General features: G+C 60.3%; 21 protein-coding genes and 2 pseudogenes. 8 read left to right on the forward strand and 15 right to left on the reverse strand.

Annotation, left to right across the window (positions count from 1 at the left end; all coding sequences use genetic code 11):
- Positions 1–100: 100 nt before the first annotated feature.
- The 12 genes from ROG8370_RS20945 to ROG8370_RS11015 form a co-directional block, all read right to left on the reverse strand.
- Positions 101–409: a transposase gene (locus tag ROG8370_RS20945; protein ID WP_085827126.1), complete on the reverse strand. Its 309-nt coding sequence runs from the start codon at positions 407–409 to the stop codon at positions 101–103.
- A gap of 32 nt (positions 410–441) precedes the next feature.
- Complete coding sequence (locus ROG8370_RS10965) at positions 442–2,196, reverse strand: hypothetical protein (protein ID WP_139838111.1); 1,755 nt, start codon at positions 2,194–2,196, stop codon at positions 442–444.
- On the reverse strand, positions 2,196–4,808 hold the full coding sequence (locus tag ROG8370_RS10970; protein WP_085827128.1) for a hypothetical protein: 2,613 nt from the start codon (positions 4,806–4,808) through the stop codon (positions 2,196–2,198). Before ROG8370_RS10970 ends, ROG8370_RS10965 begins: the two co-directional genes overlap by 1 nt.
- A gap of 13 nt (positions 4,809–4,821) precedes the next feature.
- Positions 4,822–7,362, reverse strand: coding sequence for a DUF6603 domain-containing protein (locus tag ROG8370_RS10975; protein ID WP_085827129.1), 2,541 nt, complete (start codon positions 7,360–7,362; stop codon positions 4,822–4,824).
- A gap of 71 nt (positions 7,363–7,433) precedes the next feature.
- A complete protein-coding gene (locus tag ROG8370_RS10980) occupies positions 7,434–7,685 on the reverse strand; it encodes a hypothetical protein (RefSeq protein WP_085827130.1) in 252 nt (83 codons plus the stop codon).
- Entirely contained in the window at positions 7,661–8,092 is a 432-nt protein-coding gene (locus ROG8370_RS10985; protein WP_085827131.1) for a hypothetical protein, read from the reverse strand. The genes ROG8370_RS10980 and ROG8370_RS10985 overlap by 25 nt, the downstream gene beginning before the upstream one ends.
- Before the next feature lie 30 nt (positions 8,093–8,122).
- The gene (locus ROG8370_RS10990) at positions 8,123–8,314 is read right to left on the reverse strand and encodes a hypothetical protein (protein WP_139838112.1); all 192 of its coding nucleotides are present in this window, start codon (positions 8,312–8,314) and stop codon (positions 8,123–8,125) included.
- Between the two features lie 350 nt (positions 8,315–8,664).
- Positions 8,665–10,311 carry an acyl-CoA synthetase gene (locus ROG8370_RS10995; protein ID WP_085827133.1) on the reverse strand — a complete coding sequence of 549 codons (1,647 nt, stop codon included), beginning with the start codon at positions 10,309–10,311 and terminating at the stop codon, positions 8,665–8,667.
- A gap of 4 nt (positions 10,312–10,315) precedes the next feature.
- A complete protein-coding gene (locus ROG8370_RS11000) occupies positions 10,316–11,116 on the reverse strand; it encodes an enoyl-CoA hydratase (RefSeq protein ID WP_085827134.1) in 801 nt (266 codons plus the stop codon).
- Between the two features lie 20 nt (positions 11,117–11,136).
- Positions 11,137–11,586, reverse strand: a complete 450-nt coding sequence (locus ROG8370_RS11005; RefSeq protein ID WP_085827135.1) for an OsmC family protein — start codon at positions 11,584–11,586, stop codon at positions 11,137–11,139.
- Positions 11,587–11,615: 29 nt separating this feature from the next.
- Positions 11,616–12,812 carry a glycine cleavage T C-terminal barrel domain-containing protein gene (locus tag ROG8370_RS11010; RefSeq protein WP_085827136.1) on the reverse strand — a complete coding sequence of 399 codons (1,197 nt, stop codon included), beginning with the start codon at positions 12,810–12,812 and terminating at the stop codon, positions 11,616–11,618.
- A 160-nt stretch (positions 12,813–12,972) separates the two neighbouring features.
- Positions 12,973–13,464 (reverse strand): Lrp/AsnC family transcriptional regulator, encoded by a 492-nt coding sequence (locus tag ROG8370_RS11015; protein WP_085827137.1) that lies wholly within the window; start codon positions 13,462–13,464, stop codon positions 12,973–12,975.
- A 244-nt stretch (positions 13,465–13,708) separates the two neighbouring features.
- Between ROG8370_RS11015 and ROG8370_RS11020 the strand changes: the two genes are divergently transcribed.
- From ROG8370_RS11020 to arsB, 4 genes are read left to right on the forward strand one after another with little or no spacing between them, the layout of a single operon-like run.
- The gene (locus tag ROG8370_RS11020; protein ID WP_085827138.1) at positions 13,709–14,554 is read left to right on the forward strand and encodes an arsenate reductase/protein-tyrosine-phosphatase family protein; all 846 of its coding nucleotides are present in this window, start codon (positions 13,709–13,711) and stop codon (positions 14,552–14,554) included.
- Between the two features lie 3 nt (positions 14,555–14,557).
- The gene (locus tag ROG8370_RS11025; RefSeq protein ID WP_085827139.1) at positions 14,558–15,556 is read left to right on the forward strand and encodes an ArsJ-associated glyceraldehyde-3-phosphate dehydrogenase; all 999 of its coding nucleotides are present in this window, start codon (positions 14,558–14,560) and stop codon (positions 15,554–15,556) included.
- On the forward strand, positions 15,553–16,818 hold the full coding sequence (gene arsJ, locus ROG8370_RS11030; protein WP_085827140.1) for an organoarsenical effux MFS transporter ArsJ: 1,266 nt from the start codon (positions 15,553–15,555) through the stop codon (positions 16,816–16,818). Before ROG8370_RS11025 ends, arsJ begins: the two co-directional genes overlap by 4 nt.
- The gene (gene arsB / locus ROG8370_RS11035) at positions 16,815–17,825 is read left to right on the forward strand and encodes an ACR3 family arsenite efflux transporter (RefSeq protein ID WP_085827141.1); all 1,011 of its coding nucleotides are present in this window, start codon (positions 16,815–16,817) and stop codon (positions 17,823–17,825) included. Before arsJ ends, arsB begins: the two co-directional genes overlap by 4 nt.
- A 42-nt stretch (positions 17,826–17,867) precedes the next feature.
- Here arsB and ROG8370_RS11040 read toward each other — a convergent pair whose 3' ends face one another.
- The 3 genes from ROG8370_RS11040 to ROG8370_RS11050 are packed head-to-tail and all read right to left on the reverse strand — an operon-like array spanning position 17,868 to position 20,981.
- Entirely contained in the window at positions 17,868–18,524 is a 657-nt protein-coding gene (locus ROG8370_RS11040) for a LysE family translocator (RefSeq protein ID WP_085827142.1), read from the reverse strand.
- 2 nt (positions 18,525–18,526) lie between these two features.
- Positions 18,527–19,576 (reverse strand): isopenicillin N synthase family dioxygenase, encoded by a 1,050-nt coding sequence (locus tag ROG8370_RS11045; RefSeq protein ID WP_085827143.1) that lies wholly within the window; start codon positions 19,574–19,576, stop codon positions 18,527–18,529.
- Between the two features lie 31 nt (positions 19,577–19,607).
- Positions 19,608–20,981: an ATP-binding protein gene (locus ROG8370_RS11050; RefSeq protein WP_085827144.1), complete on the reverse strand. Its 1,374-nt coding sequence runs from the start codon at positions 20,979–20,981 to the stop codon at positions 19,608–19,610.
- Between the two features lie 480 nt (positions 20,982–21,461).
- On the opposite strand from ROG8370_RS11050, the gene ROG8370_RS11060 reads away from it, so the two are divergent.
- The 4 genes and pseudogenes from ROG8370_RS11060 to ROG8370_RS21315 all read left to right on the forward strand — a co-directional run bounded on the left by ROG8370_RS11060 (position 21,462) and on the right by ROG8370_RS21315 (position 24,827).
- Positions 21,462–22,103: a hypothetical protein gene (locus ROG8370_RS11060; protein ID WP_306372370.1), complete on the forward strand. Its 642-nt coding sequence runs from the start codon at positions 21,462–21,464 to the stop codon at positions 22,101–22,103.
- A gap of 311 nt (positions 22,104–22,414) precedes the next feature.
- Positions 22,415–23,125 (forward strand): hypothetical protein, encoded by a 711-nt coding sequence (locus ROG8370_RS11070; protein ID WP_085827147.1) that lies wholly within the window; start codon positions 22,415–22,417, stop codon positions 23,123–23,125.
- A gap of 69 nt (positions 23,126–23,194) precedes the next feature.
- Positions 23,195–23,714 (forward strand): annotated as a pseudogene (locus ROG8370_RS20140) (AAA family ATPase); the annotation flags it as partial.
- 62 nt (positions 23,715–23,776) lie between these two features.
- Positions 23,777–24,827: pseudogene (locus ROG8370_RS21315) on the forward strand (DUF6638 family protein).
- Positions 24,828–24,893: the final 66 nt, after the last annotated feature.

A 24,893-nucleotide genomic window follows, 5' to 3' on the forward strand; every position in this document is an offset into this window, starting at 1 on the left:
AGGTTCTCGGCGCTCTCGCCCTTCGGCTCATAGTACAGATTTGACCGCGCCAATGTCAGCAACGCACATTGGCGGCGAACGCTTAGCTTATGGTTTCCGCTCACCATTTTTTGCCTCGCGTCCCGAGCAACTGTTGCGAGGCATCTGCCAAAAAATCCCGTTCCACCACAAGCTGGCCTATCTTGGAATGCAGCTTGTCGACTTCAGCCGAGCTTACCTGTTCCGGGGCTGCACCTCGGCGCGTGAATGCCGTTGCCATGTTCTCTATCGCCGCGCGTTTCCACGTGCCAATCTGAGTTGGATGAACGCTGTATTTCTTCGACAGCGCCGCCAACGTCATCTCCTCGCGGATCGCCTCAAGCGCAACACGGGCTTTGAATTCGGGTGAATGGTTTTTGCGTTTCTTCATACCGGATCACTTCTTTCGTCATGCGATCCACCTTAACAACTGATCCGAAATTTCGCGACCACCTCTTTCTTTGCCCGGAACTTTGGCCGCGTACCATCGACATAAGGACAGCCAAGGTCGCTTATCTTGGCCGCCTTGGGGCCCACGCCCGACACATCCAGCCGCTTCGACACGCGGGTGCTCGACAGGATGTCAAACAGCTTGTCCGCGCCCTCGGGGTCCGAGGGCTGAATGACGGGAACGGTGTCATCGGCCTTGCGCGGCAGAAAGGCCCGGTTGAAGCGCGAATACTGCGCGAGGAAACCCTGTACCTTGTACGCCGCCTGCGCCGCCGCATCCGCGTCCGGGCCAGGCTCGGCCGGTTTGAAGGCGCTAATATCGGTGATCGGCAAGACACCCATCGCGTTGCCGCCCAACCGCACCGTCGGCAGGACACCACGCGCGGCAATCGTGCCGGCCATCACCTCTATGAATTCATCCTCGGTGACACCGGCCACCTGGCTATAGCCGTCAAGCGCGCTGTCAAGCAGCGCCGGCCCGATCACCCGCAGCATCGCCCTGGCATCTTCAAACCCGGTATCGGCCCCATTGACCGCCCAGCGCAGATCGGCCTTGGGGATGTCAAACGCCTCGGCCAAAAGATCGGCGGCATAGGTTTTGCCCGCGCTGTAATCGCCCTGTTCGATGGCCGTTGCACGCTTGGTAAATCCCTCAAGATCGGCCTCGGGACGGTTGAGGTATGACAATGCATCGGGCGAGTTATTGGTGGCGCTGTCTTGCGGGATCGCCGAAAATTCGCCGCTCGCCACATGACTGTTAAGCAGGGCCGCAAGCTCGTCTTGGGATTGGCCACCGCTTAGCCCGACGGCGATGATCCAATCCGCGGACCTGGCAAGCTTGATCGTATCGGGGTCGCTTATCTTGATCCCCATGCCGTGTTCTATCGCGGTTTCGAAATCGACCAGCCATCCGCCCGGATCGGCCGCCTCGGGGGTATAGGACACCACGCTGGCGGCGCTTGCGGTGTTGCGCGGTATCGTCTTGCCCACTGCCAGCCGCTCGACCCGGCCCTTGATCACCGCGTAAAGCGCCACCTTGCCGGGCAGCGCCGCGATGCGCCCAAGGCGGCGCTGGTACTGCGCGTCGCCCTTGTCTTCCCCCGACCGCATCAGGTGAACCGCGCGATACGCCCCGACCGCGCCTGCAAAATGCTGCCAGTGCGCAGAGACCCCGGCGTCGGACATATCCCACCAGGGCTTGCCGCCGATTTCACTCTCAAAGAGTTTCCTGGCCTCGGCTTCCTCCTGGGTCGCGGGGGCCACGCCCTCTTCGGCAAAACTCTCGTCAGGATACCACCGCAGCCAAAGCTCTTCGACCTCGGTTGATTTCCGCGGGACAAAGCGATGCGCGGTTTTGGCCTTTGCCATGACCTTTGCCATCTCGGCGGCAGCCTTTTCGCGGGCTTTCAAGGACTTCAGACCGCGCATTTTGTCAAACGGCTTTACCGCCGCCCGAAGCGCCGATGTGTCCTTGATCAAAACCGGCTCGTTGACCTGCATGAACCGATATTCAATCGACAGCGGCAAGAGCGCCAGCGGCGGGGCTTTTTGCCTGATCTCCTCGGGCGCCTTGCCGTCGGTGTCCGCCTTGATATCCGCGATCACCTTGCCGTCAGGCAGCCGGATTGCGCCGCTTACATCCTTGAAGCGACGGCCGGTAATGCGCCCGCGCTCGGCGTCTTTCATCGCCGCGAAATCACGCCCCGGTTTCTTTGGTCCGCGTCCCATCAGAGCACCCTCTTGAGCGGCAGAACACCCGCCACAGGTTTTTGCCAGAACGCCCGCGCCATCGAGGCCGATGTTCTGGACGCCCCAAGATGGTTGGGCGAAAGCGGCACGGATTTGCCCTCGGCCACGTTGATATACCCCGACCCGAGCAGCACCCGATGCGCCCATGAAAGCTCGTCCCAGCCCTGAATCTGGCTGAGCGGTGGCGCGACATCCGCTCCCAGTGTCCGTTGGCGCCCTTCAAACGGCAGTTGCGGGCGGTACGGGCGATCCGGCAGGCCCTTCATCTTGAACCCATAGGTCATTACCGCCTCGTCGCGCCGGGCCTGGCGCACCGCAAGCGACCCTACGTCCAGACCAAAGCGCAAGCGCCCGGCCGGCTCGTAGATCACGAAGAAAACCCGGTCTTTGATTGTTGGGTCCAGCACCTCTTGGCGCGAAATCTCAAAGCCGTAGTAGCTTGTATCGCCGCCGATCTTGCCGACAAAAGCCGGGGCAAGGTCGCGGCCCTCGCCAACTTTGAAGCCATCCCCGTCCTCGGCAATATTGATCGCCAGAACCGGATCGCCAAGCTTGCGCACGATATCGCCACGGATCACCACGATCAGGTTCTCCTTGGCATTTTCCGCCCCGGCGGGCACGTTGCCGCCAAGCTTGGCCTGCCACTCGTGGATCGGCGCGATGTCGTCGCCCTTGGGGTCGCCCTGCGGGTGGCCCCGGTCCCAGAACCGCTTGAAGAGGGTGCCGCGCATATCGGTGGGAAATTCCCGCCAGCGCAATTCCCGGTTCATCTCGTGGTTCATCCCCAACAGAAAGGCCTCGACGAAGGGGCGGTTTTCCTCGACCACGGCGACCGAATTATCCGGCAGGTTTTGCGCCCCGGCAAACAGCGCGGTCTGGCTTACCTTTTGCAAAAGCCCGCTCATCGGATAGGCAATTTCGGGCGCGCGCCACACCGGCCTGACGAAATTGCGCTCTTCCTCGGTCAGGCCCCGCACGCTGACAAAGGATTTAAAGACCGGCAGTCGCGCCAGCACATTTGCCACCGGTGCCACCAGATCGGCGCTCGAAAAGCTGCGCACGGCAAGTGTTGGCACCTCTGCATCCTTGAGGCCCTCGAACATTTCCAGGTTGAAGATCGGCCTTAGCATTTCGCCGATTTCCGGCGACAGCTTGCCCTTGAACTCCGGGTCTCCTTGCGCCTTCGCCTTCGCCGTCACCTTCGCCTTTGTCACATCCTTTGAGGGGCCGGGCCGCCGCAGGGCGCCCGAGATGTCGCCAAGCGGGCTTGGCATCGGCACCAAATTCTGCGCCTCGGGCCCGCGCGCCGACAGCGCCATGCTGCGCTTGGCCGAGACATGGCGCAGGCTGCGTGCGCTCGTGCTGAGCGGCACGCCGTTTTCGGCCAACCGCTGTGACAGACTTGTGCCCTTCACAACCTCGACCGCGCTATGCAGCCCTTGCGACAAAGCCAGCGACACATCACTTGGCAGCCGTTGAAAATGGCGTCTGGTCAATGCCTCGGCCATCTTTTGCGCCGCCTGCAAGCGCGCCAGCTTTTCGTTGGCCTCGACGATCTCGTCGTATTGCGTCCAGGCCAGATGGGCGAACATTTCCTGATTGCACTTGACCACCTTTGCCCCAAGCCCCGCCACATGACGGAACTTGAGATCAAGGTTGATCTGGTCAAACCATGCGCGCGCCTTGGCGTCGGCATATGAAATCCCGGTCTCGGGCTTGTAGCGAAACCCATAGGGCGGAAAGGTCACAAGCGGGTCTTCGTCGCTGTTCTTGGTCTGGCTTGCGCCGATCATCACCTCGGTGAGGGTGTCGATCATCGGCGCGATCAGATCCTTTGGCGTGTCAATCTCGGGCGGGTCTTGCCGCGGCACCTGCATGGCCGACTGGCGGGCAAACTTTGCGCCGGGAAAGGTCATGTCATGGTAACCGGGCGTCTCTGCCGACACGCCGATATCGCCGATCACCTCTTCGAGGTCCTCAAGGTCGAGCGCCTTGAGGCGGCGCAAGAGCAGTTCCACATCCTCTTGCGCATCCGTGGTGAACCGCCAATCAAAGTAGCTCAGCAGATCAACCGGCCCCGACGCCAATCCCCAGGCAAAGGCATCATAGGGCGCGGCGGTGCCGGTCTGTCCAAGACCGGTCAGGCGGCCGGCCTCATAGACCGGCACCAGAAAGGCGTAATAACTTGTCGCCGACTTTAGCTTGCGCAGGCACATGATCCGCGCAAGATTGCCGTCGGCGTCGCTCTCAAGCACGGCCTGGGCGTTTTGCGCGGCGGTGCCGGTGTCCAGAGTAAACCGCCAGGGAAAATCGGCATCGCCAAACTCGATCATGGGAAAGTAATTCGGTTCAAACCCGCGCAGTCCGGGGCGCGGCTCGACCCGCGAAATCGCGCTGCGGTCGATTGCCTGAACGTCGCCCGGCCCGCGTAACGCAGAGCTGACGGGCACGCGCGCGCCCTGTGCCTGCCCGGCCTTTTCGATGCCAAATTCATAGGTCAGTTTCAGGCGCGCCTCGCCCGGCGCAGGCGCCGTTGCGAGGGCGGCCATGCCCGATTGCGCGTGGGGCAGAAAGGTAAATCTCTCCGGCATGAAACTCTCTCCCCTACAAGCGGCCAGCGGCAAAAATGTAATCGGTGATGACCGGGTTCACCTCGTGCAGGGTGTCCATCACGCGCGGCTGATCCGATCCCTGCGCAAGGTTCAAAGCCGCCGCAAAGGAGCCGACGCCGATCTCGGCCACCAGGAAATCATCGCGAATATCCAGCACGTTCCCCTGCCCGACCGGCCCCGGTTGATGGGCATCAAAGAACGGTCCGATATCGTCAAACGCCGCCTCGGCCACGAACACATCGCCAACCGGTGTCGGCGCCGGGGTGGGCGACACGAAGAGCAGGTCCACCCGCTCCACCTCTGCGCGAAGTTCCATCTCGCGGGCATTGAAGCGGCCGACGATCTCTGCGACCACGCCAGCGGCCCGGGGCGACAAGACCCCGGCATCAATCGGCGGCGCATCGGTGGCCACGGGGATTTCGACGTATTCGTATTCATAGGCGCTTTCGATGACCTTGGTGGTGGCCCCGATCAGCCCCGGACCGGCGATTTCAACCCCGGCCTTGAGGCTGTCAAACGCCGTCGCGCGCAGCCGTTCGGCATCTGTCAGGTTAAAGAAATGCCCGTGCACAAAGCTCTGATCGACCGGCGAGGCGGCCACGCTTTGGCCCGCCGCATCGAACACCGCAAGGTCAAGTCGGGCCGTCCCGCCGGCAATCTGCCCTTCGCCGACCTTCTGAATGCTCACGTCAAGCGGCACTGCCGTTTGCACCAGACGCGCGCCGCCAAGCGGATCAATCAGGGTCTCGCCGTCTTGCGGCGCCGCAAAACTTACCCCGCCCGAGCGATTGATGGCCGCGACCGGTTCAAATCCGCGCGCCTTTTCAAAGGCCTGCCGCAACAGCGCCACCGGATCGGCCGAGGGCACGGGCAGGCTTTGGCGTGATCCCCAGCGATGGGTGATCGAAAACTTGACCTTCTTGCGCAGGACCGTGGCCCAGACCTTGCCGGAAATGTAAAAGGTATTCGGCCCCTGAAGGCGCAGATCAAAGCCAAGGCTCATCACGCTGTTGCCGTTGCGCAAAAGGCTAAGGCCGCCGCCCAGGGCCACATCAAACGCGAAGGGATCAAAGTAGACCAGCGCATCGAGATAGATGTAGCCCTCTGCCGCCAACTGTCCGATCAGCCACAGATCGGGCCCGCGTGCATAAAGGTCGGCGCGCGCCCCGAATTGCAGCGAATTCGAGGTGATCGCGGTGTACCCCGAGATCGTGATGCAGGGGTTTTTGGTTCCGAACGCCAGCGTGATCGCGCGCAGATCAGGCAGGTTTGACGGCTTGGGATAGGCCGGATGCAACCCGCCGAACGAGGCCACATGCTCCAGCCTCGGGGCCCAACCGGTGCGGATCGCCGCATCGCCCGAAAGCGTATAGGTCAGAATCCGCGAATTCAGCAGCGTGGCGTCAAAACTTATTGTGCGGGCGCTGAAATCAATCTCGCCGAAGAAGGTGATGCTGATCTCTACAATCGCCGCCTGCTTGGTCGGCAACGCAACCCCAAGCCCGCCGAGGATGATGATCCGCACCTCTTGCCCGACCTCAAGGATCAGGCCAAGCTTGATATCAACCAGCACCGGCTGTCCCCAGCCGACCTTGACCACCGGGCCAATGATGTGCTGCCCGCTTTGGGGCGGCATCACGGCCGCCATACCCTCAAGGATCGAGGCCGCATTCGCAATCGGGTCGGACGGAAAGATCAGATTGTCGAGCCGCCCCTCGTAGAGCACGCTGCGCAGGGCGTCACTGTCGATGGTGCGGTTGATGCCGATCAAACCGCCCACGCCGGTCAGGAAAAACCCGAACGACAGCGGCACGTTGAATTCACCAAAGATCGAGGCGGCAAAGCTAAAGCTGCCCGGCGCGTCCGCCAGATCCGTGTTGAGGATCGCAAAGGCGGAAAAGCCGAAAGTCTGGAACTTCAACGCCAGAGCGCCGCGATATTCGCTGTCGTCGATCGACAGGAACCCGCCGCCGGTGATCACATCGCTTTGCAGCGCAAGCGCACAACCCGACGGCGGCACAAAGCCAAACTTCAGGTCTGTCTTGCCAAATATCCCATCCGCATCCGGCGCCTCGATCAAGGACACCGACACGCCGATATCCTCGGCATAGGCAAAAAGCGGGCCGATGGTCAGATCGCCGGTCGTGGTCAGCTTCACCGTCATCGGATCGTCAAACTCAAGCTCGACGCCGAAATTATAAATGGTGACCGTCCCAAGGCTAAGCTCGACGGGAATGACGATCCCGAGGTTCGAGCCGCCCTCGAAGTAAACCCCTCTGCCGGGGCGCCATCCAAGCGCCAGATCGCCGGCGTTGATCTCAAGCGGGCCGCTCAGAACCCCGCCAAGCAAGCCGTCATCCGAGGGGTCGATCACCATCGTAAGCTGGCTCAGCCCGGCGGCGAGATAGCCGTCGAACTCCTGCGCGGTTGACGCCGATCCGCCGGCCTTGACGCTGACCTGATCAATCTGGATACGGGTGCCGTTGGCCGCGCCGATCAGCACGATCTTGTCTTGCCCCTCGGGCGGTGACACCGTCAGTTCCGCGCCAAACGCGCCCTCAATCCCAAGCGCGCCCTGCCCGCCGAACAGGCTGATGGTCTGGCTCAGATTGCCGACGGAATAGGACCCGAGCGCAAGCCCCCCCGGTCGGCGCGCGGTCGCTGCGCCCCGGCGCCCGAAACCGGAAACAGCGCCGCGCCAAATTCGGCCACGGCATTATTGCTCGCGAGGGCCGCAACCGGGGCCACGATCATCGTCGGGCTTTCATTGTCATCCGCAGCACCCGGCAGGAAATGCTGGACCTCAACATCGCTCATCCGCTCAAGCCGTGTCAGGCTTGCGATGGTTTCAAGCACCGCGCCAAGCCGGACAAGCGCCGTGCCGCTGTCAAAATCAACGCCCCAACCATAGACCTCGCGGCCCCAGCCCTGGGGATCGCGAAACAGCTGCCCAAGCCGATCCCAGTTGTAAATGCTGTAGTGATAGATCGCGCCGCGCCAGCGTGGGTTGTGTCGTCAAGCACCGACACGGTGTCATGGACGCCCCGAAATTGCAGCCCCCGCAGCGCCGTATCGGCCCGGCGCCGCAGATAATCGGTCAGCAAAGCCGCCAGCACATCGCTCGGCAATTTGCCGAGGTTCTCGGCCTTTTTGGGCAAGCCCGCCAGATCCTGAATAGAGCTGAAGGCGTCGCCGAAATCATCCAGATTGGTAAAGCTGCTTTGCGCAAGGGCAAGCACTGCGCCCACGTCGATGTAGTCCACGCCGCCCTGCGAGACATACGTTTCGACCTGCTAGATGAGATCACCCACCGCCGCCGCCAGCGGCCCAAGGCTATTGACCGCGCCGGTAAGCACCCTGGCATCTATCGCATAGCCAAACCGCAACAGATACCGTTCAAGCGCCTCTTCATCGCGAATTGCGGCGCTTAACGGCGACAGAAAGATCGCCAGTTCCGATAGAACGGTTTTCACAAAATCCGACACGGGCTCCAACCTGTCAGCAATAAACCTGCTGCTTTTGGAAAATGCGTCAAAGGAAGTATATCCCAAAGCGTAGACGCCAAGCCTGCGATCTGTCCAGTTTAATTCCCCAGCCCCCCCGACCTGAGCGGATTATGCTCATCTCTTCGGCAAGCGTGAAATCTGGCGAATGGGTCCGGGGCGGGACAAGAGGGCGGCCCTGCCGGGATAGGGCCAAAAGGCCCGTGCAAAACGAAAAACGCCGCCCCCTGCCGTCAGGCAGAAAGGGGGCGGCCTCAAATCGCACCGGGGTGCTTGGTCACGCCAAAGAGCGTCGCGATAAAAGGGGCGATCCCCCCGTGCTCAGGCACCCCTTAAGCGGCACCAGCCTGTGCAAGATCGCGCGCCTGCTCGCGCAAAACGAACTTTTGTATCTTTCCGGTCGAGGTGCGCGGGATCGGCATGAACACGAACTTGCCCGGCACCTTGTAGGGCGCAAGCTGATCCCGGCACCACGCCTTGAGCGCGTCGGCGTCGGCCTCTTGACCCTCGGCAAGCTCGACAAAGGCACAGGGCGTTTCGCCCCATTTCTCGTGCGGCATGGCCACGACGGCGGTGACACCGACCGCCGGGTGCCGATAAAGTGCCTCTTCAACCTCGATCGAAGAGATGTTTTCGCCGCCCGAAATGATCACATCCTTGGACCGGTCCTTGAGCTGAATATACCCATCGGGGTGGATAACGCCAAGATCGCCGGAATGAAACCAGCCCCCCTCAAAGGCCTCCTGGGTGGACTTGGGATTGCGGAAATACCCCTTCATCACCACGTTGCCGCGAAACATCACCTCGCCCATGGTCTTGCCGTCACGCGGCACCGGGATCATGGTTTCGGGGTCGATAACATCAAGGCATTCAAGCGCAAGATAGCGCACGCCCTGCCGCGATTTCAGCGCGGCCTGTTGCGCCGGGGCCAGATCGGACCAACCTGCATGCCAGTCGTTCACCACCGCCGGGCCATAGGTTTCCGTCAGGCCATAAAGATGGGTCACGTCAAAGCCAGCGGTCTTCATATCCGCGAGGAGTTTCTCCGGCGGCGGTGCGGCGGCGGTAAAGAACTGCACGGTGCGATCAAGGTCACGCTTGAGCGCAGCGGGCGCCGAGATCATCAGCGACATCACGATGGGCGCGCCGCAAAGATGGGTAACGCCTTCGTCCGCCAATGCATTCCAGATCGGCTCGGCGCGGACCTGGCGCAGGCAGACATGGGTGCCGATGATCGCCGACATCGTCCAGGGAAAACACCAGCCGTTGCAGTGAAACATCGGCAGGGTCCAGAGATACACCGCATGTTTCGCCATCGAGGTGGTCAGCGCATTGCCCTGCGCCAAAAGGTATGCGCCGCGATGATGCGAGACCACGCCCTTGGGGTCGCCCGTTGTGCCAGAGGTGTAGTTGATCGAAATCGCGTCCCATTCGTCTTCGGGCATAAGCCAGGCGAAATCGGCATCGCCCCCCGAAAGGAACGCCTCGTAATCATGCGCCTCGACATGCACTTCTGGCCCGTCGAATTCGGCGTCATCATACTGGATCAGCATCGGATTGACCGAGGCAAGCGCAAGCGCCTCTTGCATCAAGGGCATGAATTCGCGATCCACGATCACGATCCGCGCGCGGGCGTGATCAAGTTGGAACGCGATGATCGAGGCATCCAGCCGGGTGTTGATCGAATGCAGAACGCCGCCGCACATCGGCACGCCGTAATGACATTCAAGCATCGCCGGCGTATTCGCCAGCAGCGCCGAAACCGTATCACCCCGGCCAATACCGGCGGTTGCCAGCGCCGAGGCCAACTGTCGCGAGCGCGCGTAAAAATCGGCGTAATTGCGCCGCAGGCCCCCGTGCACGATCGCCGTGTGATCGGGAAACACACTGGCGGCGCGCTCCAAAAAAGTCAGCGGCGTCAGCGGTTGGTAATTCGCAGGGTTGCGATCAAGACCGGTGTTATAGGGGTTGGTTTCCATTGCGTCAGGCATCCTGCCATTGGGGGTCGCGTTTTTCGATGAAGGCGCCGATACCCTCTTGGGCATCAGCCGCAAGCATGTTGTTGACCATCACGTCAGAGGCGTAATCATAGGCCTGCGACAAGGTCATCTCGCGTTGAGCATAATACGCGCGCTTGCCGGTGGCGAGGGTCATGCTTGATTTCGACGCGATCTTGCGGGCCATTTCCAGGGTGGCCGCTTGCAGGGCCTCGGGGGCCACCGCGTAATTGACAAGCCCGATCTCTGCCGCGCGATTGGCCGGGGTCATGTCCCCGGTCAACAGCATCTCCATCGCGTGCTTGCCCGACACGTTGCGCGACAGGGCCACCATCGGGGTTGAGCAGAACAGACCGATGTGAACGCCCGGCGTGCTGAACTTTGCCGTGTCCGCCGCAATCGCCAGATCACAGCTTGCCACAAGCTGACAGCCGGCGGCGGTGGCAATGCCGGTAACTTCGGCGATGACGGGTTTGGGGCAATTCACGATCCCCTGCATGACGCCCGAACACATCGACATCACCATGCTGAAATAGGCGCGGCCACCATCGGCCCCTGCCCGACCAGCGGTCATTTCCTTAAGATCATGCCCCGCGCAAAAGGCCGGTCCGTTCGCGGCCAGAATGATGACGCGCACCGCCGGGTTGGTGCCAGCCTCGACAAAGGCCGCGCCAAGTTCGGCGAGCATCGCCTCGGACAAAGCATTGCGCCGCCCGACATCGTTGAGGGTCAGGCGCAGGATGCCGTCAGCGTCCAGGTCACGCAGCAGAATATCGCTCTTTTGCACGGGTCAGATCCTTTTATCGTCTAGAAAATGTTGATTTCGACGCTGTCTGCAAGCGTGTTGGCGATAAAGCAATAGCGATGCGCACGGTCCTGCATTTCGGCCAGTTTCGCGTCGTCCACCGAGAACCCGGTATCAAAACGCACCACCGGGTGCAGGTCGATGCGCGTCACCGACATCTGGCCGCGGGCGTTCTTGCCAAGATGCGCCACGGCATAATCGTGATAGCTTGCCACTGGCCAGTCGGCCTTGGCGGCCAAGGCCAGAAACGTCATCATGTGACAGCTCGACAAGGCCGACGCGAGGGCCTGTTCGGGGTTGGTGTTGGCGGGATCACCGCCCCAATCCGGGGCGGCGTCCACTTGGACATCATAGCTGCTGTTGTACTGAACCGTATGTGCGTTCGAGTATTTGGCGGTCTGCAATACGGGCTCAGCGCGCTGCCAGTGCAGCTCGATCGAAAGGTCGGACATTTTTCAGGTCTCTTTACTGGCCGTGGCGCTTATGCAGCGGCGATTGACTTTTTGGGATCATAGAACGGACGCTCCACGATGACGGCATTTTCCGTACCGGCTTCGTTCACGACACCGGACCTGTTCACGACTTTCACCCGCGCACCCAGATTGGCATGCTCTGTCGCGACCATCGCCAGCGCAATGTTCTGCTCCAGACGCGGCGAATAGACCGCAGAGGTGACTTTGCCGATCACCACACCATTCTTTTCAATGCGCCAGTAAGAGGTGTTCGGGCCTTTCAGCGGCTCACCTTCGATAATCACCCCAACCTGTTTGCGGCTCACGCCCTCTTCCTTGATGCGGCGCAGCGCCGCCTTGCCGATGAAATCAGCCTCCATGTCGAGGTTCACCAGCCGGTCAAGCCCAAGCTCAAAGGGGTTGGTGCTGCTGTCTGCATCCGCGTGATACGACAGCATGCCGCCCTCGATGCGACGAATGGATGATGTGTGGCCGGGCTGAAGGCCGAACGGAGCGCCCGCCGCCATGATCTTTTCCCAAAGCTCGTCGCCGCGCGACCCATCCTGCAGGTAGAGCTCATAGCCCAGCTCGCTTGACCAGCCGGTACGCGACGCGATCAGCGGGATGCCGTCAAGCTCAAGCTCGCGCAGCCAGTAGTACTTGAGGCTCATGATGTCGTCGCCAAACAGCGCCCTCATGATCTCGCCCGACTTCGGCCCCTGCAATTGCAGCGGCGACACGTCCGGCTCACAGATCGTGACATCCATCCCGGCATGCACGGCAATGCCCTGCGCCCAGAGGAGGATGTCGCTGTCGGCCAGCGAAATCCAGAAGTGGTTTTCAGCAAGGCGCAGCAGGATCGGGTCATTCAGAAGCCCGCCATCGGCATTGGTGATCAGGACGTATTTGCACTGGCCAACCGCCATGGTCGAGAGGTCACGACAGGTCAGCATCTGGGTGAATTTCGCGGCATCCGGTCCGGTGATCTCGACCTGGCGCTCAACACCCACATCGCACAGGATGGCGTCGTTCACGAGGTTCCAGAAGTTCTGTTCCGGATCGCCAAAGTCACGCGGGATATACATATGGTTATACACGGAAAAACCCTTTGCACCCCAGCGAACGGTTGCGTCGAAATAGGGGGATTTGCGGATCTGTGTACCAAAGCCGAAATCTTCCGTTTGCAGGTCATCCAGTTGTGCTTGGAAGTCTTCTTCTTGTGTCATGTTTTCGCCCTCGTTGTCTGCGGCCGCTGAGGCCCGGCAGTGTTGAAACCTGACGAGTGTTTAGTCCGGGAACGGAGATAAATACGGGCTGAAAAATTTCAGGTTTCAGACTGAACAGACCAAAAACTCGGCGCCAAATGGTCCATTCGGCCGCGCAGGGTTATTTTGCGGCTTTCGCCGCCAGTTTTGCGATGTTGGGCTGGCTCAACTTGATGCGCCGAGTCGCGAAGTAGGTCATGTATCGGTCGATCTCGAGGTCTGCGCTCAAGAGGCTCTCCATCAAGGTCTGAAACGACGAGAGGCTCGGGCTGACGATTTTCATGATGTAATCCACACCGCCCCCGGTCGAGATGCATTCGGTGATCTCATCGAGATTTCGGATAAAGGCCTCGAAGCGGTCAAAATCCGCCTTGCGGTGATGGGTCAGGGACACGGTGACGATGACCTGGGTGAAATCGGCGATCTGATCGAGCGCGATTTCGGCATGATAGCCGCGGATATACCCCGCCGCCTTTAGCCGGTCGAGACGCGCCCAGCAGGGGGTCGCGGAAATATTGGCGATCTCGGCCAACTTGGTTTTGCTCAACTGTCCATATTGCTGAACCGCGCTGAGAATGCGGATATCCGTTGCATCAAGGCCAAGCTTCTTCATTAACACTGAACTTTCATTGCGTCCCACGGCGACACCCGGGCGACGTATCATATCGCCGGGTTTTGCATCATGGCAATGTTACTGTCAAAATCATAAGTCGGCGGTCACTTTAGCGACTACTTCCACGACAATTGCGCGGCTCGCACAGCGCAGGCCACGAAAAGCAGGCAAGCCCTGCACTTTTCCGCAGCGTTATAGGAGGCGGGTATTGACGCCGCTGCTTTACTTCAAATATCCATGAAATATGGAATCCACTCTGATCACGCGCCTTGCAACCCTCAGCCACCCCAACCGGATGGCGGTGTTTCGTCTGTTGATGCGGCGTTGCCCGGATGACCTGCCTGCCGGGGAAATCGCCAAGGCGCTGACGCTCAAGGCCAGCACCGCGTCGGTCTATCTCTCGGCCCTGACCCAGGCCGGGCTAATCAAACAGCGCCGGGAGGGCACGCGGCTTTTATACGGTGTCAATCTTGACGCGGCGCGCGAGGTCGTGGCTGACTTGTTCCTTGATTGCTGTCGCGGTCGGGCGGACCTTTGCCCGCCACAATTTTCCGGGCTTTTGCAGGGGATCGCGCCTGTGGCCGGTCCCCGCTTCACCGTGCTTTTCATCTGCACCGGCAACTCTGCCCGCTCGATCATGGCCGAAACCATTCTGCGCGATAGGGCGGGCGCGCGTTTCACCGCGCTTTCGGCGGGCACCGCACCTCGCTCAGAGGTGCACCCGCTGGCGGTTGAGACCCTCAAGGCGCAGGGCCATGATGTGACGCCGCTGCGCGCCAAGACCCTGGCCGAGTTTCAAACGCCGGAGGCGCCGAACATGGATTTCGTCTTTACCGTCTGTGACCGCGCCGCCAATGAGGACTGTCCAGCTTGGTCGGGTGCGCCGGTCTCGGGGCATTGGGGCATAGCCGACCCGGCAGGCGCGACCGGCACAGAGGCGCAACGGCGGCAGGCTTTTCAGCAGGCCTATGACGCGCTTTACGCGCACATCACCGCCTTTACCGCCTTGCCGCTCGACGATCTCGATCGCCGATCGCTTCAGCACCACGTCGACAGGATCGCCAAATTCAACGCGCAAGAGGATCACTAGACCATGACCACATACGCCCTTAACGGCCTTGGCCGCGTCGGCAAACTCGCCCTGCGCCCGCTTTTGGAGCGCGGCGCAAAGATCGCCTTTCTCAATGATGCGGCTGGTGATGCGGAGATGCATGCGCATCTGCTGGAATTTGATTCAGTTCACGGGCGCTGGCCCGCGGCCTTTGGCGCGGAGGAGGACGCGATCACCATTGACGGGCTACGCATCCCGGTGACCCGCACGCGTCGGCTTGAGGAGCTGCCGCTCGACGGTGTGGATGTGATGATCGACTGCACCGGCGCCTTCAAGACCGAGGCCGACCTTGCCCCCTATTTCGCGGCGGGCGTGAAAAAGGTCGTGGTCTCTGCCCCGGTCAAGGACGGGCCGACCGCAAATATCGTCTATGGCGTGAACGAGCACATCTATGATGCCGAGACCCACAGCATCGTGACTGCGGCCAGCTGCACCACCAACTGTCTTGCGCCGGTGGTCAAGGTTCTGCTCGAAGGGATCGGGATCAAACACGGCTCGATCACCACAATCCATGATGTGACCAACACCCAGACGATTGTCGACCGCCCGGCCAGGGACATGCGGCGCGCGCGCTCGGCCCTGACCAACCTGATCCCGACGACGACCGGCTCTGCGACGGCGATCACGCTTATCTATCCCGAACTCAAGGGCAAGCTGAACGGTCATGCGGTGCGGGTGCCGCTGTTGAACGCCTCGATCACCGATTGCGTGTTCGAGATGGTGCGCGACACCACCGTGGAAGAGGTCAACGGCCTGTTCCAGGCGGCGGCGAGCGGCCCGTTGAAGGGCATCCTCGGCTACGAAACGCGGCCTCTGGTCTCGTCGGATTACACCAATGACACCCGCAGCGGGATCGTGGATGCGCTTTCAACCATGGTAGTGAACGGCACGCAGGTTAAACTCTATGTCTGGTATGACAACGAATATGGCTATGCCCATCGCCTGGTGGATGTGGCCCTGATGGTTGGCGCCCGGCTGTGACACGCGCGCCCGGGTTTGCCGCCTATATCGCCGTGACGGCCGCCTATTGGGCCTTCATGCTGACCGACGGTGCCTTGCGGATGCTGGTGCTCTTGCACTTTCACACGCTCGGGTTTTCGCCGGTGCAGCTTGCCTATCTGTTCGTGCTCTACGAGATCGCGGGCGTGGTGACCAACCTCTCGGCGGGCTGGATCGCGGCGCGCTTTGGGCTCACCACCACGCTTTACGCCGGACTCGGGCTTCAGGTCGTCGCGCTTCTGGCGCTTGCCCGGCTTGATCCCGCATGGGGCATCACCGCCTCTGTGGTCTTCGTGATGCTGGTGCAGGGGCTGTCGGGTGTGGCCAAGGATTTGGCCAAGATGAGCGCCAAGAGCGCGGTCAAACTTCTTGCGCCGCGCGACGACGCCGGGCTTTTTCGCTGGGTCGCGGTTCTGACCGGATCAAAGAATGCCGTCAAAGGCAGTGGCTTTCTCTTGGGCGCGGCGTTGCTCGCCGTCTTTGGCTTTGTGCCCTCGGTTCTGGCGATGGCGGCGCTCTTGTCCGTGATCCTTGGGGCGGTGGTGATGCGCATGCCCTCGGGTCTTCCGGTCGGGCGCAAGGATGCGAAATTCTCCGAGGTCCTCTCAAGGAACCGCAACATTAACTGGCTGAGTGCGGCGCGGCTGTTTCTGTTTGGCGCGCGCGATGTGTGGTTCGTGGTCGGCATCCCGATCTATTTCTACGCCGTGCTCTCTGACGGAAGCGAGGCCGGCAACCGCGCGGCGTTTTTCATGATCGGCACCTTCATGGCGCTCTGGACGATCCTTTACGGCCTCATTCAGGGTTGGGCTCCGCGCATCCTGAGGGCGGCGTCGCGCACACCCTCCGATATCCTTGTGCAGGCGCGCCGGTGGCCCGCCCTCCTGACCATCGTGCCGGCGCTTCTTGGTGCACTGGTCTGGGGCGTGCCCGGCCCTTCCCCTCTCCTGACCCTGACGCTCAGTCTTGGGTTGCTGGTGTTCGGCGGTATCTTTGCGGTGAATTCCGCGCTGCATTCCTATCTCATCCTGAGCTTTAGCGACGCGAGCCGGGTGACGATGGATGTCGGCTTTTATTATATGTCGAACGCGGCGGGGCGATTGCTCGGCACCGTCCTGTCGGGCGTCACCTATCAAATGGGCGGGCTTGCGTTGTGTTTGGCCACCGCCGCCCTCATGATCGCGCTAAGCTGGCTCGGCATGCTGCAACTCAGATCCGAAGACACCCAAGGAACGACCGCATGAGCATTTTTGAAAAATACCTGTCCTTGTGGATTGCCCTGGCGATGGTGGCCGGAATTCTTTTGGGCAATGTCGCGCCCGGGGTGGTGACGGCGATTGCGGCGGCCGAGGTGGCAAGCGTCAATCTGGTGGTCGCGGTCCTGATCTGGGCGATGGTTTATCCGATGATGGTGGGCGTCGACCCCGGATCGTTGCGCGATGTCGCGCGCCAGCCGCGCGGATTGATGATCACCCTCGTGGTAAACTGGCTGATCAAGCCGTTTACGATGGCCGCCCTTGCCATGCTGTTCTTTCAATATGTCTTCGCGCCCTGGATTCCGGCGCAAGACGCCCCGCAATATATCGCCGGGCTGATCCTTCTGGGGGCTGCGCCCTGCACGGCCATGGTGTTTGTCTGGTCGCAACTGACCCGCGGCGATGAGACCTATACGCTGTTGCAGGTCTCGGTGAATGACCTGATCATGGTGATCGCCTTTGCCCCGATCGTGGCCTTCCTGCTTGGCGTCACGGATATATCCGTGCCTTGGTCGACACTGGTTCTCTCGGTCGTTTTGTTCATCGCGCTGCCGCTGGCCGCCGGGCTGATCACCCGCCGCAGGCTTGGCACGCCCGAGGCGATCGAGGCCTTCAAGGCAGGCGTGAAACCCTATTCCGTGGTCGGGTTGATCGTCACGGTGATGATCCTTTTCGGCCTTCAGGGGCAGGTGATCGTGTCCAAACCCGTTATCATCGTGCTGATCGCCGTGCCGATCATCGTGCAAAGCTATGGCATCTTTGCAATCGCCTATGCCGCGGCCTTTGCGATGAAAGTGCCGCACCGCATCGCGGCCCCCTGCGCGCTGATCGGAACCTCGAACTTTTTCGAGCTGGCCGTCGCCGTCGCCATTAGCCTGTTCGGCCTCAATTCCGGTGCCGCCCTTGCAACCGTTGTCGGGGTTCTGGTCGAGGTGCCGGTGATGCTGACGCTGGTGGTCTTTGCCAATCGAACGCGGGCGCGGTTTGTCGCCTGACGGCCTGCCCTGCTGCGTCACACTGCGCGCGGGGCGCGACCGCTATCCGAAGAACCCGAAATGTAAATTCAGGGCGATGGCAATCAGGATCAGCCCGCCCGCCCAGGCGAGGCCTTCGCGCGCGACCTGCTGGCGGTTGATGACCTGGGTCATCGTGCCGCCCATGACGGCCACAACAATATCCGATGGAATTGCCGTGAGCGGCACAAGCACGCCCAGAGTGAGCAGTTGCAGCTGAACGCTGGTCTGGGTGATCTGCCCGCCCCCCGCATCGACAAATGGCGGCAAAAAGAGCGCAAAGAACAACACGGTCTTGGGATTGAGCAATTCAACCAGAACGCCCTGCCAGATGATCGAGGAAAATGAACTCTGGCTGACGCTATGAACCTCAAGGGACAGCTGCGCACTGGCACGGGCATCGCGGATCATCCCCACCCCAAGCCACACCAGATAGGCCGAGCCGACATAGCGCAGCCCCAGAACCAGCCAGTCAAACCTGGCAAAAACAGCCGCCAGTCCAAGCGCCGTGGCCACCGCCAGAACCATCCCCCCAAGGCCAAGCCCAAGCGCCGAGGCAAGCCCCGCCGCCCGGCTCTGTCCGACGCTGCGCGACAGGACATAAAGCATCGAGGGGCCGGGTGTCGCGCTCAGGGCAAGCCCGGCTAGGGTCACGGCAAGGATGGCTTCCAATGGGGGCATGGTCAAACTCTACTCTGGTTCAGTCGTTGTTCAAAAGGGTTATCAAATGACGCGGCACCGCCCCCCGAGGCGGCGTGCCGCAAATACGGAAAATCGCGCACCAGCATGCGTTCAAGATGCGCGCCGGCCAAGAACGGCTCGTATCTGGCGGGCTCTTCGGCGTTCACCAGATGGGCAAAAGGCTTGATCAGCGTGTCGTAATTGGTGGCGACAAAATACGGTAGCGAAAACCGCTCTGGACTAAGGTTGAGCACCCGGTGCGGCGTCGAGCGCAGGACGCCGTTGCTCCAGGCTTCGAGCATGTCACCGATATTGACCACCAGAACCGACGGGTCGACCGGCACGTCGATCCAGCGGTCGCTGCGGGTCATCACCTGCAAGCCCTTGTTGCGGGTATGCAGAAGGGTCAGGCATTCGTAATCGGTATGCGCGCCCATATTGACCGAACTGTGATCCACCGTCTGTTTCTGGCGCACGTAATGCAGTAACCTGAGTTGGGAAATCGGCTTGCTCATGTGGTTGGTCATCGCCCCGATCGCCAACCCGAGGTGAAGCTCAAGCGCCGAACACACCAGCCGCCCAAGCGCGGAAACCTCTGCGTAATAGGCCGCCACCGTGTCCTTGAACCCGGCAAGATCAGGCCAGACATTCGGCCCCAGCAGCCGGTTGCCCGCAAGGTAATCCGGGTCGTCCTCCGGCAAATCAAGCCCGAGGTCAAAGGCCTCGTAGCTGCGGTTGAGCTCATCGGGATAATCGCCCTTTTCGCTAAAGGGAACATAGCCGCGATGATTGGAACTCTGCCCGATATAATACCGACGCTTGACGTCTTCGGGCAAGGCAAAGAACCGCTCGGCCACGCGATAAGTCTCCTCGATAAGATCGGGATCTATGCCGTGACCGCAGATCCGGAAGAACCCGATGTCGCGGGCTGCCTCGCCAATATCATCGGCCACTTTCGCGATCCCTGCCCGGTTGCCCCCGCGCAGGTCACTCACATTGATAAGCGGAAGACGCCCCAAGTCGGCACAATATTTGTGCGATGAATCTAGCATCTGAACCCCCAAGTCTTGATGTAACTTTTTGTTAAGGAGTCTTAGTTAACAAATCGTTTGCATCACTTGGCACAGCCGGAAAGTAGAGCCGGAAAACCGAGCCTTGATCGACATCAGAGGTCACCGCCACAGCGCCGCCGGTCTGCTGCATGAAGCCAAAGATCATCGACAGCCCCAGCCCCGTGCCAGAGCCAACGGCCTTGGTGGTATAGAACGGGTCGAAAATCTGTTGCAGGCTGTGCTGCGGGATGCCGACCCCATCGTCCTTGACGCTCAGACAGACATAATCCCCCGGCGCAAGATCGGTTGCGAGCCCATGATTGTCGCACAGACAATGGCGGATATTCTGCGTGCCGATCTCAAGCCGCCCGCCCTCGGGCATCGCATCGCGCGCGTTGGTGATCAGGTTGAGCAGCGCGTTTTCGGCGACCTTGGGGTCAATATTGACCGAGCACAGATCCTTGGCCAGGGTCAGGTCAATCGCGGCGCTCAAGATGTCGGCGTGACTCGCGCAGGTCGCGGCGACAAGCCTGTTGAGGTCGCACACCTCCGGGCTCAGGCGCACGCGCTGCGAAAAGGTAAGCATGTCCCGGATAAGCTTGGCCCCGCGCGCGGCGGCGCCTTGCGCGTCTTGCAGGCTTCCCGTCGACAGCGGACCACCAAGATCGGCCTCCAGAAGTTCGAGGTTGCCGGAAATCACGGTCAGCAGATTGTTGAAGTCATGGGCAAAGCGGCCGGTCAGCCGCCCGATCGCCTCAAGCTTTCGCGCCTCGAAAAGCTTCGCCTCAAGGGCTTTGCGGTTGCTGATCTCTTCGCCCAGTTGCGCATGGGATTTCACCAGATCCTGATAGCGCCGTTTCGACCGCTCTACCTCTGCCAAAAGCTCGATCTTGGCGCTTGCCATGGCGGCCACCGTGGTCAGAACTTCAAGCTCGGCCTTGCCAAATCTTTCCTTGTCCGGGTGCTCGCTGTCGATGACGCCGACAACCCGACCGCGCGACACAAGCGGCACGCAAATCTCGGAGCGGGCCGGTTGTGTATCAGGGATATAGTTTTGATCCTTCAGAAGATCATCGACGATGATCGCCTGCCCGGTTTGCGCCACCTGCCCGGTGATCCCCTGACCAAACGGGATTTTCAGCGGGTTGATGATTCTGCGCCCATAGGGGTTTTTCTCGCCAAGGGCGGCCACCTGCGTAAGCTCGGTTTGATCCTGATCGGCCTGATAGATCACACAGTCCACAAAGTTCAGCTGACCCACGACATTCTGCGCCACATACCAGAACAAATCCTCGACACTGGGAATGGCGATGACATCGACCGCAAACGCATTGAGGATGCGCAACGTTGCCGCCTCGCTCAACGGATTTTCAGCAACGTCACGTGTAGGCACTGAACTAAGCACTTATGCCCTCCTCTTAAACGACAACAAAGATCAACCACAGATTACACTCTCGCCATCATTTCTTGTGAAGAAACTATACATCCATAAGCATAGGTTTGTTCACATTTTTATGCGTATAAATTGAATTTTAGATCCAATGGCGCCCTGCGAGGTGTTGTAGAGCCCTTCCAAGTCGAGCTGCCGTTCAATGATCGTCAAGTTGCGAAGACGCTCCAACATCCCCGCAACACCATGATCTTGCCCCGGCACCACACCCCAAGACTCAATGGTGGCGCTCACCCTGAGCGAGAATTTTTGCGCGAGAGCCCTATTTTAGCCCAAAGCCGTATATGTTGAGCGCGTAACCTGTTTGTTTTTTCGAAATAGGGAAAGTTCATGGCTGATTTAGGGGCGCAGGTTTAGGAATCTCAGGCACGGGTAAGCGAAGCGCAGGCCAAGATTGCGGAACTGACCAGCAAGATCAAAAACGGCGAAGAGGCCATGCTTGAGATCGAGAACGCCTCGCTGGCAGAGGTGCACGCCCATACCGAGATCATGAACGCCAATATCGCCGAGCTGATCATGGGGTTTGACGATATCACCTCGGCGTTTTCGCGTGATTTTGACGAGATGAGCAACAAGACCGGCTGGGAAAGCCTTGTCGGCCAGTTCAGCGCCGCAAAATCAGACAGCATGCGCCAGGACAGCGTGCGCACCGTCGGCATCGACGACGAACTTCAGGATCTGATCGGCAAATCCGACATCATTCTACAGCTTCTGGAAGGTCAGTTGGCCGTGCTGGACGAGCATAAAACCAAGGTTGGCACCACCCTGAGCGAAACACTGGACGAGCGCGATTTCACCGTCGGCGAGCTAGAGGCGCTGCGCGTTGCCATTCAGGCGATAGACCCGGAAATCATCACCCTGGAAAACAAGAGCGCCAACGAAACCGACAAGGAGGCCCAGACCGCCATTGCCGGTATCGGGGCCGCCACCAACACGAAAATGGCCGACATGCTAGAGGCCCACGAAGGTCACATGGTCTTTGCCCGCGACGTGCTAGAGTCCAGGGCAGATGAGCGTTTCGCCCGCCGGTTTGCACAGATCATTGAGACGCACGACAAGTCCCTTTATGGCTCGTGATGCTCTCGACCCTAGTCAAGAAAATGCCGGGCCCCTTAAGCATCAAAAACCTGCGAGAACTCTGGCCCGGCTTTCCGCCGAAATGGGTGACGTATGAAATCGGGATGTTGGTCGCAGCCATGGTGTGGTTTTTCGCTCTCGTGGCCTTGCTGCCATTGATTGGGGGGATTGGTTTGGCCAGATATTCATGCTGAGCCGTTTTCTGTTAATCGGCGCATTTGCCGTGCTCCAATCTAGCGCCACTCTCCTTGTAGGGATCGGGTATTCCTTTCCTTGAACCTCAGTGCAGGCCATCCGTCTCGACAGGTGGCTTGAGCGCGATCTCGATTGGGACGGTCGATAATGAAAACCGATGCGACACCGGATCAAGACCACGTCGGCCCGAACGAAATCCTTGTCAGCCGCCGGTATTTGCCAAGGTCGAGCAGATCACAGGATATCTGGCCCGCGTCGCGGCAGTGATGCAGGCCGATGGCAGCCTGAACAAGGACAAGGTGGAAATTCTGGCCACTTATGTGCAGGGTCTCAGCTATACGTTCCGGGCGCTTTCGATGAAATACCCGCTGGTGGGGCGCGATACCGGGCAGCGTTTGGGCGCGCGTGACATGGACAGCGTTGAGAGCGGCTTTCCGGTGTTCAGCGAGCCGTTGGTCATGGCCAATGACGCGCAACAGGCCGGGCGCCATCTTGGCAGCATGCCAAGCGCCGAGCGGCTCAAGGCGCAGATGCTAGGACAGATCATCGGCGAGCGGCAAATTCCGAGCAGACTTCAATTTGCTCTGTCACAGCGCAAGTACTACGAGGACCTGCGCAGGGGACATCTGTTCTGGGCGCAGAACGATCCCGAAATCCGCTGGCTTGATACCAACGAGGCGCGCAGCCGGTTCCTGGTGCATTGGGCGGTCTATGACAGCCAGGTCAACCTGCCGACGATCTACTTCATGGAGGTCAAAGACACCGGGCGCGCGCGCATGCCCCGCGACGAGCGCCGCTGGCCCGAGAGGGGCAGCCGGGGTAAATGAGTATTTAGAGAACGATGAAAGACCGGGGATTTCGATATGAGCCTGACAGCAGACACGATGGCATTGCGCGACCGCGACATTGCGGTGCATGCAGGCGATGACGCGCGCCTTGTGGCCACGCTCACCGGATTTGCCGAGCAGCTCATGGAAAAGGTCGCCCTGCGCGCCCAGAACGCCGGGGCGCCTTTACCGGCGCAAGCTGGCGTGTTGAGGCCGATGATCTGACCATCCACGGGGTCGAACCCGCCAGCAAGGCCAAGTCCACCACCCTCACCATGACCTTCAAAAAGCCAAACGAGGTGGTCGGCACCCATATCGCCAAGTATCGGGCGCTGAAGCTGTCCAAGATGCTGATGGCCTATGATTTTGACCGCCGCCTCACCCCCTTCGCCAAACTTGGCGGGTTTATCTTTACCTTCATGGGCGATGGCAAACCGGGACCGGCAATACCACGCTTATTCAGATGATGGCCAGCCTGCTGCACGACTATCGCCAGAACGTCGGCGATAGCTTTCGCTATCGAAACCTGAGCACCAACAATATCGACAGCTATCAGGGCAATTCAGCCCTGAATAAAAAGTCATTTATTTTTCAATGTATTACATGAAACTCCTCATCAAATCTGGCCTGATATTTGGCAATCTGGTCCATATGGACAGCCCCGCGCTGGTCGAACGGTGGAATCGCGCGCTCAGGCATCTGACGGGCAAGACCACCACGCTCACCGATTTCCAAGTCGACAGTTGGGGCTATTCGCCTGCAATCGGGTTTGGTTTGGACGATCCGCTTTACCTGAACCGTGCGGGCGTGAACCGGCAGTTCATCCTGCTGACCACCAATCAGAAAACCGCGCCGTTGCCTGAGGCAAAACTCTCACCCTCGCGCGGCATTCTGCGCCAGTTCATCGAAGAAAACGAATCCGCGCTTTTTGCCCTGCCCGCCTGCTCGACATTCGCCGCGTGCGCGTTGAGGCCGATACCACCGGCGGCGCGATCCGGCAGGCGCAAAAGCTGGGCACCAAGCTCGTCCGGTTTCTAAGCCATGAGGATGCCTGGTTTGACGACGTTCTGATTGCCGTGATGATCGAGCCTGCGGGCGGCACCGGGGATGTGGTGCGCAACCCGATTGAGTTGAAGGAAATGAGCTTTGATCAGCGCAATTCCTGGACCGCGCATTATGGCGGGGTCTATCTGTTTCAGGACGCAGATCATCTGGCCCTTGTCACCTGTGGCGACAAAAAGGTGCTTGAGGGTCTGGCTATCAGATATATGTTCGATCTGACCGAGCACAACCGCATCGCAAAGTTTCTGGAGTTGAACGACCTTGTCGAGCTGATCGTGAAGGCGCGCAGCGTTGATGCGGGCGCGATCATGCCGGGGCCTTGCCGGACGAATTTCACACCCTCGCAGCGCTTGTGACATGGGCCGAGAATGATGGCGCCTGGCCCAGGATGTCGTCGGACGACCCGGCGTTTTTCTATACCCTGCGCGCCGGGGATCACAAAGATGCCGATCTGGTCCACATGCTCTTGGCCGACCTGTCGCCCAAGGATATCCGCCAGCTTTTCATCTGTCACAAGCCGCTGTTTTACCGCAAGTCTGCGGGCTGGTCCAAGGCAACGCAAGACTATGTTGTCGACTTCCCAAGCACCGAATACCAGATCAACAAAATGGGCGCGCTCGAGCGATGGGATATGCCGTGAGCTTTGCGGGTCTCTCAGTGATCCATGACGGCCCGCTCAACACGGGGCGACGGTCAGGGCACCATT

The organism is Roseovarius gaetbuli (assembly GCF_900172365.1).
Lineage (GTDB): Bacteria > Pseudomonadota > Alphaproteobacteria > Rhodobacterales > Rhodobacteraceae > Roseovarius > Roseovarius gaetbuli.